Annotated in this window: 13 protein-coding genes; 8 read left to right on the top strand and 5 right to left on the bottom strand. The window is 54.9% G+C overall.

From position 1 onward, the window contains the following. Positions 1-174 precede the first annotated feature (174 nt). From DFO52_RS02450 to DFO52_RS02465, 4 genes are all read left to right on the top strand, one after another. Complete coding sequence (locus DFO52_RS02450) at positions 175-2,304, top strand: bifunctional diguanylate cyclase/phosphodiesterase (RefSeq protein ID WP_133549185.1); 2,130 nt, start codon at positions 175-177, stop codon at positions 2,302-2,304. A gap of 92 nt (positions 2,305-2,396) precedes the next feature. Beyond that, the gene (locus DFO52_RS02455) at positions 2,397-3,629 is read left to right on the top strand and encodes a sensor domain-containing diguanylate cyclase (RefSeq protein WP_059346850.1); all 1,233 of its coding nucleotides are present in this window, start codon (positions 2,397-2,399) and stop codon (positions 3,627-3,629) included. 73 nt (positions 3,630-3,702) lie between these two features. Further along, the gene (locus DFO52_RS23070) at positions 3,703-3,843 is read left to right on the top strand and encodes an Ecr family regulatory small membrane protein (RefSeq protein WP_021240268.1); all 141 of its coding nucleotides are present in this window, start codon (positions 3,703-3,705) and stop codon (positions 3,841-3,843) included. A 217-nt stretch (positions 3,844-4,060) separates the two neighbouring features. Continuing rightward, the gene (locus DFO52_RS02465) at positions 4,061-4,624 is read left to right on the top strand and encodes a DJ-1/PfpI family protein (RefSeq protein ID WP_033145709.1); all 564 of its coding nucleotides are present in this window, start codon (positions 4,061-4,063) and stop codon (positions 4,622-4,624) included. Between the two features lie 90 nt (positions 4,625-4,714). Here the strand turns inward: DFO52_RS02465 and DFO52_RS02470 are convergent, their stop codons facing one another. Continuing rightward, entirely contained in the window at positions 4,715-6,331 is a 1,617-nt protein-coding gene (locus tag DFO52_RS02470) for a peptide ABC transporter substrate-binding protein (protein ID WP_133549188.1), read from the bottom strand. Positions 6,332-6,516: 185 nt separating this feature from the next. Here DFO52_RS02470 and mpaA point away from each other — a divergent pair, with 185 nt between their 5' ends. Then, positions 6,517-7,230, top strand: a complete 714-nt coding sequence (gene mpaA / locus DFO52_RS02475; protein WP_133549190.1) for a murein tripeptide amidase MpaA — start codon at positions 6,517-6,519, stop codon at positions 7,228-7,230. Here the strand turns inward: mpaA and ycjG are convergent. Next, on the bottom strand, positions 7,221-8,186 hold the full coding sequence (gene ycjG / locus DFO52_RS02480) for an L-Ala-D/L-Glu epimerase (protein ID WP_133549192.1): 966 nt from the start codon (positions 8,184-8,186) through the stop codon (positions 7,221-7,223). The genes mpaA and ycjG overlap by 10 nt on opposite strands. Positions 8,187-8,293: 107 nt before the next feature. On the opposite strand from ycjG, the gene tpx reads away from it, so the two are divergent. Then, positions 8,294-8,800, top strand: coding sequence for a thiol peroxidase (gene tpx / locus DFO52_RS02485; RefSeq protein WP_023335907.1), 507 nt, complete (start codon positions 8,294-8,296; stop codon positions 8,798-8,800). A 275-nt stretch (positions 8,801-9,075) separates the two neighbouring features. Continuing rightward, complete coding sequence (locus DFO52_RS02490) at positions 9,076-10,284, top strand: aldose 1-epimerase family protein (protein WP_133549194.1); 1,209 nt, start codon at positions 9,076-9,078, stop codon at positions 10,282-10,284. 37 nt (positions 10,285-10,321) lie between these two features. Here the strand turns inward: DFO52_RS02490 and tyrR are convergent, their stop codons facing one another. The 3 genes from tyrR to DFO52_RS02505 all read right to left on the bottom strand — a co-directional run bounded on the left by tyrR (position 10,322) and on the right by DFO52_RS02505 (position 14,422). Continuing rightward, positions 10,322-11,863 (bottom strand): transcriptional regulator TyrR, encoded by a 1,542-nt coding sequence (gene tyrR / locus DFO52_RS02495; protein WP_023312028.1) that lies wholly within the window; start codon positions 11,861-11,863, stop codon positions 10,322-10,324. Between the two features lie 112 nt (positions 11,864-11,975). Further along, positions 11,976-13,028, bottom strand: a complete 1,053-nt coding sequence (locus DFO52_RS02500) for a YcjF family protein (protein WP_047647585.1) — start codon at positions 13,026-13,028, stop codon at positions 11,976-11,978. Then, complete coding sequence (locus DFO52_RS02505; protein WP_023312030.1) at positions 13,025-14,422, bottom strand: YcjX family protein; 1,398 nt, start codon at positions 14,420-14,422, stop codon at positions 13,025-13,027. Before DFO52_RS02505 ends, DFO52_RS02500 begins: the two co-directional genes overlap by 4 nt. A 155-nt stretch (positions 14,423-14,577) precedes the next feature. Between DFO52_RS02505 and DFO52_RS02510 the strand changes: the two genes are divergently transcribed. Continuing rightward, the gene (locus DFO52_RS02510) at positions 14,578-15,588 is read left to right on the top strand and encodes a LacI family DNA-binding transcriptional regulator (protein WP_133549196.1); all 1,011 of its coding nucleotides are present in this window, start codon (positions 14,578-14,580) and stop codon (positions 15,586-15,588) included. The last annotated feature ends 17 nt before the right edge of the window (positions 15,589-15,605 follow it).

A 15,605-nucleotide genomic window follows, 5' to 3' on the forward strand; every position in this document is an offset into this window, starting at 1 on the left:
TAATATATTAACAAGAGAATATATTTTATATTCTTAATAAGTTTTAGAGTATTAATATGACTGGTCATTTTTCACGATAAATAACTAATATGGTTTGAATGCGCATGTTCGTTGCCCAATAAAGATGTACCCGGCAGGCGAAATCGGTGACCCTCTCAGGCGTGGGACTGCATAATGCTCAATATATCGTGGGACCCTGTGTTAATCGCTATCTCTTATCTGGTGGCGTTTATCGCCTCCTTTGTGGCGCTGGACAGCGCCGGAAAGATTCCCCTCTCCAGCCGAAAGGCTGCCCTCTTCTGGCGCATTGCCGGTGGAGTTACGCTGGGCATTGGCATTTGGTCAATGCACTTTATCGGCATGCTGTCGATGCAAATGCCCATGATGATGAGCTACGACCTCTGGTTAACCCTTGCTTCACTGGGCGTCGCGGTGATTGCATCGGCCACGGCACTTAATATTGCCGTCGCGGGCAAAAAACTTTCTCCCTTCCGGCTGATCTTTGCTACGGCGATCCTGAGCGCTGGCGTGGTGTCTATGCACTACATCGGTATGGCGGCCCTGATGCTGGATGGCAGCATCATCTGGGATCGCCGCATTGTGGGGTTGTCCGTGGTTATTGCTGTTGTTGCCTCCGGCACGGCGCTGTGGCTGGCTTTCCGTCTGCGGGATAAACACAAAGGCGTCTTTATCAATCGCATTCTCGCGGCCTTCGTCATGGGTGCCGCCATTTGTGCGATGCATTATACCGGCATGAGTGCCGCGCAGTTTCAGGAAATGGCGCATACCCTCCCGGGCGGGATCGGCGAGCTGGGGTTATCCATCTGGGTTTCGGTCACCACGCTCTGCCTGCTCGGCGTGATGTTAATCATTTCACTTATCGATTCCCACCGGCGTACCAGCCGGCTGACGGATAATCTGCATCAGCTCAACCGCCAGCTTGAGCTACAGGCGCGTTTTGACGCGCTCACCGGGCTCGCAAACCGCCACCAGATGGATCTCCGCATGCAGGATTGTCTGCGCAGCGCGCTGCTGAGCAAGAAGCCATTTGCGGTTATTTTCCTGGACGTCGATCACTTCAAACGCGTTAACGATACGTGGGGCCACAGCGTCGGTGATGAGCTATTGATCGCGGTCGCGCAGCGCATCACGGCCCGGCTCACTCGTGAGATGACCCTGGCAAGGCTGGGAGGCGACGCCTTTATCCTGCTGGTGCCGGAATGTGACGACGACAGGCTCAACGCCCTGGTCACCGCGTTGCTCGAAGACGTGCGACGCCCTCTGTCTGTCTGCGGGCATACGTTAAGCACGACGATCAGCGCGGGCGTCAGCCTCTATCCTCAGGATGGCGAAACGCTGCACGAGCTGAAGCTCAAGGCTGATGCAGCCCTACATCGCGTCAAAGAAGAGGGCCGCAACGGCTGGGCGATTTACCGGGCCGAGATGTCAACGGCGATCCCGGCAAAACCCGGTTTCCTGCAGGAGCTTTCTCAGGCGCTTGAGCGCGATCAGTTTGAACTGTGGTACCAGCCAACCTGGCATGCGGGAGAGAAAACCATTCACGGTTTTGAAGCCCTTCTGCGCTGGCGGCATCCCGAGCAAGGGGTTGTGCTGCCCAATCTGTTTATCCCCTCTCTGGAGCAAACGGGTTTAATTATTCCGGTAGGTAACTGGGCCATTGAAGCGGCATGCCGACAGCTTCATTTCTGGACTGAGCAAGGTTTCAGCCAGTGGACGCTGTCGCTCAACCTATCCCCCATCCAGTTTGAACAGCCGGATATTTTCCAGATCATCTCGTCGATGCTGGAAAAATATAGCTTGTCTCCGTCCCGGCTGATCCTTGAGGTAACGGAAAGCACCGCGCTTAAAAATCTGGACCGCAGCATTGAGTTGCTCAATGCGTTTAATCACGCGGGGATCGTCGTCTCGATTGATGATTTTGGTACGGGCTATTCCAACCTTCTGATGCTGAGCGTGCTTCCGGCAAAAGAACTTAAGATCGACAGAAGCTTTGTCACGTCGATGCTGGAAAATGAAAAAAGCTACAAGCTGGTTGAAACCATTATCAGTATCGCCCGGACCATGGAGATGAATGTGGTGGCAGAAGGGATCGAGACGGAAGAACAGCAGGCGGTTCTCACCCATCTCGGCTGCGATTACCTGCAGGGTTACCTTTTCTCCCGGCCCTTACCTGCCGAACAGGTACCGTGGCTACTGCTGCAGATAAATTCAGACAAACAGATTATACCCATTAATAAAATTCAAACGGACCCCGCATTTATTTCTCAAAAAAATCATGCCTGACGGGGTTAAGTGGAGTATGTTTCAAGGGAGTACACGCGAGTCAATTCTGTCATGATTGTCAGGCACATGTTGTCGATGAACAGGAAACGCCTATGTCGCAACCTTGTTTTGATGCGTTAAATGTAATTAAAACACCCGTGTGGCTCGTTTCACCCGTGTCGGAAAAGATCATTTTTGCGAATGTGTCCGCAACGCAGATCATGGGGGATAAAACGCTCGATGACCTGCGCAAAGGGATCTATTCAGCCAGTGCGCAAACCGTCCTGTCGATGTATGTATCTGAACTGAAAACAGAGCAGGAGATCGTCGAAATCTGGACAACGAACCGGGATGGACAGGATACACCGTTAAGCTGTCGCCTCTCGCTTGCCCACTACGCGCCCTGGGGAGATGTGATTGTTTTCGAGGGCATCTCCCAACAAATACTCTCAGGATTGAAGGCCAGCCGTTCCGCTAACTACCGGCGGAAAAAACAGGGTTTTTATGCGCGCTTTTTTCTGACCAACAGTGCCCCGATGCTGTTAATCGATCCGGCCCGCGACGGTCAAATCGTCGATGCGAATCTGGCCGCGCTCAATTTTTATGGTTATTCACATGATGACATGTGCAGTAAGCATACCTGGGAAATCAATACGCTGGGGCGAGATGTGATGCCCATTATGACTGCGATTGCCGCGCTGCCAGGTGGTCATAAGCCGCTCAATTTTGTTCACCGCCTTGCCGATGGATCCACCCGCCACGTTCAGACGTATGCCGGGCCCATTGAGATCTACGGTGACAAGCTGATGCTGTGCATCATCCACGATATCACCGAGCAAAAAAGGCTGGAGCAGGAGCTGGAACATGCGGCGCTACGTGACTCTATGACCGGGCTACTCAACCGGCGGCAGTTCTACGCGATTACCGATCAAAGCAGCCTGAATAAACTTCCTGCGCAGCAGCAATTTAGCCTGCTGCTGGTGGATACCGACCATTTCAAAAACATTAATGACCTGTTCGGTCATCTGAAAGGCGATGAGGTGCTTATCGCCCTTTCCCGGACGCTGGAAGCCTGTAGTCGGGAGGGCGATATGGTCTTCCGCTGGGGTGGCGAAGAGTTCGTTATCCTGCTGCCGCGCACCTCTCTCGATACCGCGATGCAGATTGCCGAGTCAGTCCGCGCAGCCGTTGCCCGCATTACGATTCCGGGCTTGCCGCGGTTCACCGTCAGCATCGGCGTGGCGCGGCACAATCAGGGGGAGAGTATTGACGAGCTGTTTAAGCGTGTGGACGATGCGCTGTATCGCGCTAAAAATGACGGACGCAATAAAGTCCTTGCGGCATGAAACTGGAGTATCCGGAAAAGCCCCGCTACAATGCCCCCTCGAATCAATTAGCTTCAGGTGGGTAAAAGCCGCAATGGGAAAAACAGAAATAATACTCACCTTAATTATTTTACTCCTTATTATATTTGGCTTCTGGTTTATTTTTAGCGGTGAGATCTGGTATCTCGTCGAGTTTCTTGAAAATAGCCTTTACCCGACCTTTGACGCACCGTAACGCACGTTTAATCGCTTGTTTCACCTACCGAATATGTCAGGTATCTGCTTCCCTTACAGCCGCGTAAAATACGCGGCGTTATCCTCCAACAACGTTGATAACGAATCACTTATTCATTTGCTTATGTTGCCCGTGCTCTGACGGGCTTTTTTATTTCCGGCAATTCAGCCACGCCAGGCTATATCTTAATCATCTTTATTGATAGAGGTGAGGAAAGATGAGCAAGAAGATCCTGATGCTGGTTGGCGATTACGCCGAAGATTACGAAACCATGGTGCCTTTTCAGGCGTTGCAGATGATTGGCCATCAGGTGGATGCGGTCTGCCCAGACAAACCGAAGGGCGACTATATCATGACGGCAATCCATGACTTTGACGGCGCCCAGACCTACAGCGAAAAGCCCGGTCACCGCTTTACCCTCAACGCCGATTTTTCAGCCGTAAAGGAGCAGGACTACGACGCGCTGCTCATCCCCGGCGGGAGAGCCCCCGAGTATCTGCGGTTAAATGAGGACGTCTTAAAGCTGGTACAGGCATTTGACGCCGCGCGTAAGCCGATTGCTGCGGTGTGCCACGGACCACAGCTGCTTGCTGCCGCGGGGATCCTGAAAGGACGAACCTGTAGCGCCTACCCGGCCTGCGCGCCTGAAGTCCGTCTCAGCGGCGGACACTACGCCGCTATCGGCATCGATCAGGCCCATGTGGACGGCAACCTGGTGACGGCTCCCGCCTGGCCCGCGCATCCGCAGTGGCTGGCGAAGTTTAATGCTCTATTAGAATAACAGAGACCCGGCATCGGGCCACGCATAGCGGATGAAGCCGTACCGCTTATTGCAGACCTGGCGCATTCTCGCGCCAGGTCTCATAAAACATCAGTGCTTCTCGATAAACATCGTCCGGCTATACGCCACGTCTTCCGGGTTATTGATGGGGTAGCCTTTCACCCAGGGCTTAATAAGACGACCATTGGTGTACTGGTAAATGGGCGCGATAGGCGCTTTCTCCAGGAGGATTTTCTCCGCCATGTTGTAGTCTGTATTACGCGCTTTCGCCGTGGTTTCCAGCGTTGCCTTGTGGATAATTTTATCGTAGGCCGGTTCATTGAAACGCGAGATATTACCGCTGTGGGTTGAGGTCAGCAGAGACAGGAAGGTCGACGGCTCGTTGTAATCGCCTACCCATGACGCGCGGATCACATCAAAATTGCCGGTATTACGGCTGTCGATATAGGTTTTCCACTCCTGGTTTTGCAGTTTGACGTCCACACCGAGATTTTTCTTCCACATGGACGCCACCGCAATGGCGATTTTCTGGTGGTTTTCCGAGGTGTTGTACAGCAGGGTCAACTTCAGCGGACGCTGAGGACCGTAACCTGCGGCCTGGAGCAACGTTTTCGCCTGAGCGTTCAGCTCCTGCTGAGACATCTGCTCGAACGGAGAAGGTTCAGGGGTGAACCCCGCCGTCACGTCAGGGGTGAAATGCCAGGCCGGCTTCTCGCCTGTACCTAATACCTTTTCTGCCATAATGCGGCGATCGATAGTCATGCTCAGCGCAAGACGCACCCGGGCATCGGCCGTCGGGCCCTTTTGCGTGTTAAACGCATAGTAATAGGTCCCGAGCTGAGGCGGCGTATACACCTGTCCCGGAATGTCCTTCAGGAGCTTCTGATACATGTTTTTCGGGAACGATTCGGTGATATCAATATCCCCCGCCAGATAGCGCTTAGTGGCGGAGGATTCCTGATTAATCGGAATGAAAGTCACTTTTTGCAGGACAGTTTTCGCGTTGTCCCAGTAGTGCGTATTCGGCACGACAACCAGTTTTTCATTCACCACGCGGTCGTTCAGCACGTATGCGCCATTGCCCACCAGGGCGCCCGGACGCGTCCACTCTTTGCCGCTTTCAACGTTCGCTTGTTGCACCGGATAGAAGGCGAAGTTTGCCGTCAGATTGCTAAACCACGGTAGCGGTTTGTCCAGCTGGACGCGTAAGGTTCTGGCATCCACCGCCGTCACGCCCAGGGTATCTGGCGCAGCTTTGCCATCGATAATGGCCTGCGCGTTGTTGATTCCCGCCAGCGCCGCAAACCAGGCAAACGGAGACGTGGTTTTCGGGTCAACCAGACGCTGCCAGCTGTAGACAAAATCCTGCGCGGTGACGGGCGTACCGTCGGACCATTTCGCGTTATCGCGCAGGGTAAACGTCCAGGTACGATTATCGTTGCTCTGCCAGCGCGTCGCCACGCCCGGGGCCAGCTCCCCTTTCTCGTTCTGATTCACCAGCCCTTCGAAAAGATCGCGAATCACCTGAATCTCGGGTAATCCTACCGCTTTTGCCGGATCGAGCGAAGCAGGCTCATCTTTAATATGCCTGACCAGCTCCTGTTTTTGCGCCAGTACCGTGCCCTGGGGCACATCAGCAGCGTACGAGAGTGTAGAGAGTCCGCACAGGTACAGTGCAGCGCAGAGACGCGAAACAGGATGCTTCATAAGATCCCCTTTAATAAATTCAGGTAACAAGCAGATGCGTAATTATTTGTTTCGAAACAGAGAAATGCAAATACCTTCGTCAGGAATAGTGATTTGAGGCAATTCTCAAGCGTTACGGAAACTATTTGATTAACAGCGAGTTTTGCACAACACTGCCAGTAGAGACTTCTTTATCAGGATTTCGTATGGCAATTACCCGACCACGAGCGGAGCGCGGGGCCTTTCCGCCGGGCGCTGAGCAATATGGCCGCTCATTTTTAGGCGCATCGCTGATCTGGTTCCCGGCGCCCGATGCCGATCGCAACAGCGGTTTGGTCATTGCCGGCACGCACGGAGATGAGAACTCGTCCATCGTCACGCTTTCCTGCGCGCTGCGGACGCTGACGCCTTCATTGCGACGTCACCACGTGATTCTTGCCGTCAATCCGGACGGCTGTCAGCTTGGTTTACGCGCGAATGCGAGGGGAATCGACCTGAACCGTAATTTCCCGGCGGCAAACTGGCGCGCCGGCGAAACGGTTTATCGCTGGAACAGCTCCGCCGAGGAGCGGGACGTGGTGCTGCTGACGGGAGACAAGCCCGGCTCCGAGCCGGAAACGCAGGAGCTGTGCCAGCTTATCCATAAGATCCACCCCGCATGGGTTGTCTCCTTCCACGATCCGCTGGCCTGCATTGAAGATCCGCGCCACTCCGAACTGGGCGAGTGGCTGGCGCAGGCTTTCGCCCTGCCGCTCGTCACCAGCGTGGGCTATGAAACCCCCGGATCGTTCGGTAGCTGGTGCGCCGATTTGAGCCTGCCCTGCATCACCGCTGAATTCCCGCCGATTTCCTCCGACGAAGCCAGCGAGATTTACCTAAAAGCGATGATGGAGCTTCTGCGCTGGCAGCCTCAAAGATGAAGCACGCCGCTGGTAAAATTAAGCGCTGGTGAAACGTCAACCGCCAGCCATGTCGGGCCGTCCAGATCGGCGAAACGGACCTGATTGACCAGCGGCAGCGCCGCGCCGATCGCCCGTGATGTGCAGAGCATGCATCCCAGCATCAGGGAAAAGCCCTGCGCCTGCGCTTCCGCCGCCAGGGCCAGCGCTTCTGTCAGCCCGCCTGTCTTGTCGAGCTTGATATTGACCATCTCATAGCTGCCCTTAAGCGCGCTCAAATTCTCGCGGGTATGACAGCTTTCATCCGCACAGACGGGCAGCGGATGGATAAAATTCTTCAGCGCCGCATCATCCTTCGCTGGCAGAGGCTGTTCCAGCATCGCCACGCCCAGGTCAGCCAGCAGCTGACATCGTGCGGCAAGCCCCTCGGGATGCCACGACTCGTTGGCGTCAACAATCAGCGTGGCCGAGGGAACCGCCGAGCGAATGGCGACCATCCGCTCGCTGATCAGGCGATCGTCGAGCTTCACTTTTAACAGCGTGGCCCCGGCGTCAAAGAGCGCTTTTGCGCTGGCGGCCATCTGCTCCGGCTCACCAATCACGACCGTTTGCGCCGTCACGACGGATTCCGGCAGCGCCACACCCAGCAAGGACGTCAGCAATTGCTGCTGCTTAGCGGCCTCAAGGCTCCAGAGCGCGCAGTCGACGGCGTTGCGCGCTGCCCCGGCGGGTAAACGCTGCTGTAACGCCTCGCGCGTGAGCCCTTTTTGCAGGTCAGGCACCAGGGTCATGATATGCGCCATCACCGACGCAGAACTTTCTCCGTAGCGCGGGTAAGGCGTACATTCCCCGACGCCTTTAACCCCCTCTTCTTCGATTTCAACCACAACCACGCTGGCTTCACTTCGGCTGCCGCGGGAGATCACAAACGGGGTATGCAATGGCCAGGCTTCTTCATAGACCTTAACGCTTCTCATCACTGACTCCTTGCGGCCCGGAAAGGCGAAAAATTTGGTTTGCCGTGTTATCCGCTGATGGCATACACTAGCCACGACGTTAACTATATGTAAACAGGAAGATATCTATGTCACAACTCGTTCATTTCCAGGGCAACCCGGTTGCTGTTGCAGGTTCCATTCCGCAGGCTGGCAGCAAAGCGCAGGCTTTTACTCTGGTGGCTAAAGATCTGTCTGACGTCACACTGGCTCAGTTTGCGGGCAAACGCAAAGTACTGAACATTTTCCCAAGCATTGATACCGGCGTTTGTGCCGCATCCGTGCGTAAATTCAACCAGCTGGCGACTGAAATGGACAACACCGTTGTGCTGTGCATTTCCGCTGACCTGCCGTTTGCCCAGTCCCGTTTCTGCGGTGCCGAAGGCCTGAGCAACGTTATTACCCTCTCCACCCTGCGCAGCGCAGATTTCCTCGAGAAATACGGCGTCAGCATCGCGGAAGGCCCACTGAAAGGTCTGGCAGCACGTGCCGTGCTGGTTCTGGATGAAAACGACACCGTCGTCTTCAGCGAACTGGTTAACGAAATCACCACCGAGCCGGACTACACTGCCGCGCTGGACGTGCTGAAAGCATAATAAGTACTTAGCATTCTATACAACTTATTCTCAACCTCGCCGCGGCGGGGTTTTTTATTGCGCCAAAGCTGAATCGTTAAAGCACAAATGCGCACAAGTCACATTAATCATGCAATAACTTAGACAATATGTAACATGAGCGTGATCAATAACGCATAATAATCGTTAAAAATCCCTATTTTCATCCCCAGTGAAGCGCATCACATTTCCCTTTTTGTCTAAACATTAGATTTGCTTACGAAAGAAAATAATCGTTTCAGCAAAAAGGATAATATATGAAGATTAAATTCGCTTTTACGCTTCTTGCGGTACTGATTTCTGGCCATGCAGCGGCCAAAACCTGGGTGCTGACAAGCGCTGAAAGCAGCCTAGAGAAAGGAAACTGGAAGATTTCCAGCGATGAGCTGAAAGTTAAAGACCAAACGTTCAGCATTGAGCAAAAAATCTTGCACGGTGGTAAACAGGAAGGCAGCAAGGTCATCATTATTAGCAGCAAAGATGGCCTGACGATTACCCTGAGCCCGACCCGCGGGATGAACCTTCTGCATGTAGAAGGCTTTGGCACCCGACTGGGGTGGAATTCGCCCGTTAAAGAGGTCGTTAATCCGGCATATATCAATCTTGAAAGCCGCAACGGTCTCGGCTGGCTGGATGGTTTCAACGAGATGATGGTGCGCTGTGGCTATGAGTGGACCGGGCACCCGGTCACCGCGGACGGGCAAATTTACACCCTGCACGGCAGGGCCGGTAATACCCCCGTTTCGCAGGTCGAGGTTGAAATCGCGGATGCCGCCCCGCATGAGATCCGCGTTCGCGGTTTGATCAAAGAGAGCACGTTTAAAAAATCGGATCTGCAAACCATGACCGAACTGCGCTACGTTCCCGGAACCAACCAGTTCAGCCTGCATGATGTTCTGACCAACCATGCGGATTACCCTCATGATTACCAAATCATCTATCACAGCAACTTCGGCACGCCGATCCTTGAAGAAGGCGCCCGTTTCCTTGCGCCGGCGGCAAGCGTGAGCCCATTCAATGACTACGCCAAAGCGGGGGTTAACGACTGGCAAACCTATGCCGGGCCGACAAAAGGCTTTGATGAGATGGTCTTTAACATTAAACCGCTCGCGGACAATAACCACGAAACGCTTGCGGCGGTGGTCAATAAAGCCGGAGATAAAGGCGCGTCAATCCAGTTTGATACCCGCCAGCTGCCCGTGCTGACCTTATGGAAGAATACCGACACTCTGAAGCAGGGCTACGTCACGGGCATTGAGCCAGGCACCAGCTACGCCTACCCCGTTACGATTGAACGCGAGCAGAAGCGGGTTAAGCAGCTGCAGCCCGGTGCCAGCGCGCAGTTTGATCTGACCTATACCCTGCTGCACAGCCCGCAGCAGGTGAAAGACGTGGAAAGCAGGATTGCGTCGATTCAGGGAGAGACAAAAACAGAAATCGTTAACACGCCGATGGCGAAGGAATAAACGTAAAGTAAAAAGCCTCTTTGCAGAGGCTTTTTTGTTATTCGTCGCCTTTCTTATGATTCAAACCGTACTCGCGCAGCTTGTTCGCAATCGCGGTATGCGAGACGCCAAGACGTTTTGCCAGCTTGCGGGTGCTGGGATAGCTGCGGTACAGCTGCGTCAGCACTGAACGCTCAAAACGGCTGGTGATATCGTCCAGCGAACCTTCCATCGCCTCTTCGCCGACAGACACCGTCCCCGCGTCGTAATCGGGCAACAGAATATCCTGCGGACGCAGTTCATAGCCTTCAAGCTGGGTCAGCGCACGATAAACGGCGTTTTTGAGCTGGCGAATATTGCCCGGCCAGCCGTAGCGCATGAGCACCGTACCGAGATCGGCAGACAGCTTCGGACGCGGCACCCCCTGCTCGTCGGCAAAGCGGGCAACGAACAGCTCCGTTAGCGGCATGATGTCCTGCGGACAATCGCGCAGCGGGGGAATATTCAGCGTCAGGACGTTAAGGCGGTAATAGAGATCTTCGCGGAAGATCCCCTTTTGCACCAGTTCAACCAGGTTTTTCTGGGTGGCGCAAATGACGCGCACGTCCACATGCACCTCGTGATCCTCACCAACGCGGCGGAAGGTTCCGTCGTTCAGGAAACGCAACAGCTTAGCCTGCATACGCGGCGACATTTCGCCGATTTCGTCCAGCAGCACGGAGCCGCCGTTAGCCTGTTCGAAGAACCCTTTCTTGCCTTCCGGCGCGTGGCCAAACAGCTCGCTTTCAACGGCATCTTCCGGAATAGAGGCGCAGTTAAGTGCCAGATAAGGCTTGGCCGCACGCGGGCTCGCCAGATGCACCGCGTGAGCCAGCAGGTCTTTCCCGGTGCCGGTATCCCCGGTAATCAGCAGCGGTGCGGTCAGGCTTGCGAGCTTGCGCGCCTGATCAACCACATGGCGCATTTTAGGGCTGACGGCAATAATCTGGCTGAATGCGCCGACATCCTGACTGGAGAGATTTTGCAGCTGGCGACCCATGCGTAGCGTCGAGCGCAGCATGATCACTGCCCCGGTCAATACGCGGGTATTCCCTTCCCCTTTCAGATAGACCGGCGTGATCTCCATCAGGAAATTCTGCCCGTTAATCACCACATGCTCGCTAAGCGTGTTCTGCGGATTGCTGTCCAGCCAGCGCTGGAAGTTAAAGCCGGGGATCAGCTGCGCGGCGTTATGATTGCTGAGCTTCTCCTGGCTCTGCGCGAACAGCTGGCAGCTCGCGTGGTTAACGCGCTCAACTTTGCTTTTCAAATCCAGGGAGAGGAACGGCTCTGGCATGGCTTCCAGAAGCGCGCTCAGCGCCAGGTGCTCACGCTCAGAAGGCATCCAGGGAATGGTGCGTACATCCGTAACGCCAGCGATACGGCGGATTTCCGCCATCAGGCTGCTGAAGGTATTAAATTCAATTTCGGCAAAATTGAGGTAAATTCGCCCGACAGGATCGATCTCAATGCCACGTAAATCAATGCTACGTAAAACAAGAAGATCGAGTAATTCGCGGGTCAGACCGAGACGGTCTTCACAGAAGACTTCAAGACGCATGGGAAATTCACCGTTTTAAGCCAATAACAGTAAAATGATATGTCAGAACACGGCGATCCGGAAGATGGCTGTCAACAAATATTGACAGCCAGCACGATAAGTGAACAAAACCTCACGGAGCAGGTTTTTTATTGAGCGTCTCTTTCAACTGGCCGATCAGCTCACGTCTGAAATCCCCCAGCCGGGGCTTATCGCCATCAATCCACGGCAGCGGACGGCAGACCTCCATCGCTTTAATCCCCAAACGCGCCGTCAATAATCCCGCGCCGATACCCTGGGCGGCACGAGCAGAAAGACGCGCCGCTAGATCCTGCGACATCCAGTCCATGCCAACTTCGCGCACCAGTTCACTCGCCCCGGCAAACGCGATATTGAGCAGGACAAGTTTGAACAATCTGAGCCGACTGTAATAACCCAGCTCTATACCGTAAAGGTTCGCGATACGGTTGATCAGGCGCAGATTGCGCCAGGCGATAAAGGCCATATCGACCAGCGCCAGCGGGCTGACGGCAATCATCAGGGTGGATTCCGCCGCAGAGCGGCTGATCTCGCGCCGCGCCTGGGCATCCAGCACCGGCTGAACCATATGGGAATAGAGCGTCACCACTTCCCGGTCATTCTGGGTTTCATGGATGGCGGCATACCAGCGCTGAAGCGCCGGATGCGACTGATCGATGCCGGCCTGGCTGGCCAGCTTTTCACAGAACGCGCGGCCTTTGCCGGTGCCGTGACTGTGGAGCAGATCCCGCGCTTCATCACGCTCGTGCGCGCGCTGGCGCAAACGCCAGAGCCGACGCCACTCGGTGGTAACCGACCCGATGCCCGCCCCCACAATCAGCGCGCCCGCGGCACATCCGCCCAGCGCGACCCAGTCCTGAGTTTGCCAGGCATTCATCGTCCACTGCACGCCTTGACCAACCACGCTAACGCCAAACAGCGCCAGCCCGGCGGTAACCATCCTGCGCCACAGGCTGCGTTTTGGACGCAGAGCGGCTTCCACAACCGCCTCTGCCGGACCTTCCTCGACGCCCGGCTCCTCGGTCAGGGCCGGGGCAAAGTTATCAGCCTGCGTGCCGCTGAACGTCTGCGCGGTTTTAAACGCCTCCTGAGGATCCTGCTCAAGCGTTCCGGTAAAGTCTATGCGCGGTTTTAACGGTTCCGTCATCGCAATTTATCTCCTATCAAAAACTCCAGCGCCGCATCCAGACGGATGTGTGGCAATGGCCGATCGACGCTCATTGCCTGCGGGCGGAAGGCTTCAAACTGGAAGCCCTGGTTCTGCCAGAAGGCCTGACCCGGCAGCCGCGCAGGCACTTCGCCCGGATACACGGTAAGCGGTTCACCGTCGCTGAGCCGGTTCCCGCGTAATGCCGGTATTTTCTCGCCGTTAAGATCGATAAGCCCGCTTTGCGTCGCCTGCACGGACGCAAGTCCAAGGCAATCCATGCCGATCCCTTCGAAGGCGGCGTTTTGCCAGGCGTCCTGCACCAGCTGCTGCAGCAGCGAAACCATATTGGCATGCTGGTCGACCGTGACGTGATCGGCCTTTGTGGCCGCAAAGAGCAGTTTGTCGATCACCGGAGAGAACAGACGGCGAAACAGCGTCCGCTGCCCGTAGTGAAAACTTTGCATCAGCTGCGTCAGCGCAAGGCGCATATCGTTGAAGGCCTGCGGCCCGCTGTTGAGCGGCTGCAGACAATCCACCAGCACAATCTGACGGTCAAATCGCAAAAAGTGGTTTTTATAGAATCCCTTGACCACTTTTTCACAGTAGTAATTGTAACGCTCGCGCAACATCCCGGCGTTAGTGTGCCTGTCGGCCTGCGCCAGCTTCGACTCGCCCACCCCATCCACATCCGGCCAGGGGAAAAACTGAAGCGCAGGTGCGCCCGCTAAATCACCCGGCAGGACAAAGCGACCCGGCTGAATGAAGTGCAACCCTTCCTGCTTGCACTGATGCAGATACGCCGTCCAGGCTTCGGCAATGGCCGCCAGACGATTTTCATCGGCCGGTGCAAGCGGGTCCAGGCCTTCGCACAGCTGTCGCCATTTGGCCGACCACCCGGCGCGCTGCCCCTGCAACAAGCCCGTCATCTGGCGGGACCAGCTGAGGTAATCCTGCGCCAGCATCGGCAGGTCGAGCAACCATTCACCGGGGTAATCGACGATTTCAAGGTACAGCGTGGAGGTATCCTTGAAGTGGCGCATCAGGGATTCATTCGAGCGAAAGCGGAGCGCGAGGCGAATTTCACTCACCCCTCGCGTCGGCGTCGGCCACGTGGGCGGATCGCCGTAGAGCTGCGCCAGCCCTTCGTCATAGGTAAAGCGTGGAATACCAAAATCACGCTGAGGGACACGCTTCACGCCCAGCAGACGTTCTTCCCGCACCGCGCTAAGCAGCGGCAGACGCGCGCCGGCGTGCAGGTTCAGGAGCTGGTTTACCATCGCGGTGATAAACGCCGTCTTACCGCTGCGGCTCAGCCCCGTCACGGCCAGACGCAGATGACGGTCAACGCCACGGTTCACCAGTGAATTGATTTCGTTTTTAAGTCGCTTCATCGCCGTCCTTCGTTGCCTGGAAGCCTTGAACGCATGGCTTCAGAATACAATAAATGGGGGCAGATCGTTGATTATCAATTCTTATTTATTGCTATTGCCGTTTTCTCTCCAGTAAGATGAACGACATTGCTGTCAGTCCGGAGTGAGTAAGGTGTATGTCACCCACCATCTATGATATCGCACGGGTTGCGGGCGTATCGAAATCAACCGTTTCCCGCGTTCTGAATAAACAAACGAATATTTCTCCCGAAGCGCGTGAAAAAGTGCTGAAGGCGATTGACGAATTAAATTATCAGCCCAACAAACTGGCCCGCGCCCTGACCTCTTCAGGCTTCGATGCCATTATGGTTATTTCGACCCGTTCAACCAAAACCACTGCCGGCAATCCTTTTTTCTCCGATGTCCTGCATGCCATTACGGCAAAAGCGGAAGAAGAAGGCTTTGATGTTATTTTACAAACGTCAAAAAGCAGCGAAGACGATCTGCTGAAATGTGTGAGTAAAATAAAACAGAAGATGATCAAAGGGATCATAATGCTGAGTTCACCGGCAAATGAATCCTTTTTCACCACGCTGGATGCGTATGGCGTACCGGTAGTGGTTATCGGCAAAGTCGAAGGTGAGTTTCAGAATATTTATTCCGTCGACACGGATAATTTCCATGACAGCGCCACGCTGACTGAAACCTTTATTAAAAACGGACGCCGTAAAATTGCCTGTCTGCATGCCCCGCTTGATTATCATGTTTCGATCGATCGTCTTGCGGGCTATAAAGCCAGTCTGGAAAAGCACCGTATTGCCCTTAACCCGGACTGGATCAGGGATGGTGGTTATACCCATGAGAGTGCGCTTACGGCGGCGCTGGAATTATTGTCTTCACCCACGCCGCCTGATGCGGTATTCGCTACCGACAGCATGAAGTTACTTAGCCTCTATCGCGCGGCGGATGAGTTGAACCTGATGATCCCGGAGCAGGTGGTGATAGCCGGATACAGTGACCCGATGCTGTCTCTCATTTTAACGCCCGCACCTGGCGGCTTCGATATCCCGACCCGAAAGCTGGGGGAAGAGAGCTGCGATCTTCTTTTCAGGCGTATTGCGGGTCAGCCCGCACCGCAAAAAGTTCTCGTTGATACCCACTTTTTACTGGCGGCCTCGCTGCGCTAAAACCAGGGGCTTAACGC

This window comes from Enterobacter sp. AG326, from assembly GCF_004362415.1.
GTDB lineage: Bacteria > Pseudomonadota > Gammaproteobacteria > Enterobacterales > Enterobacteriaceae > Enterobacter > Enterobacter asburiae.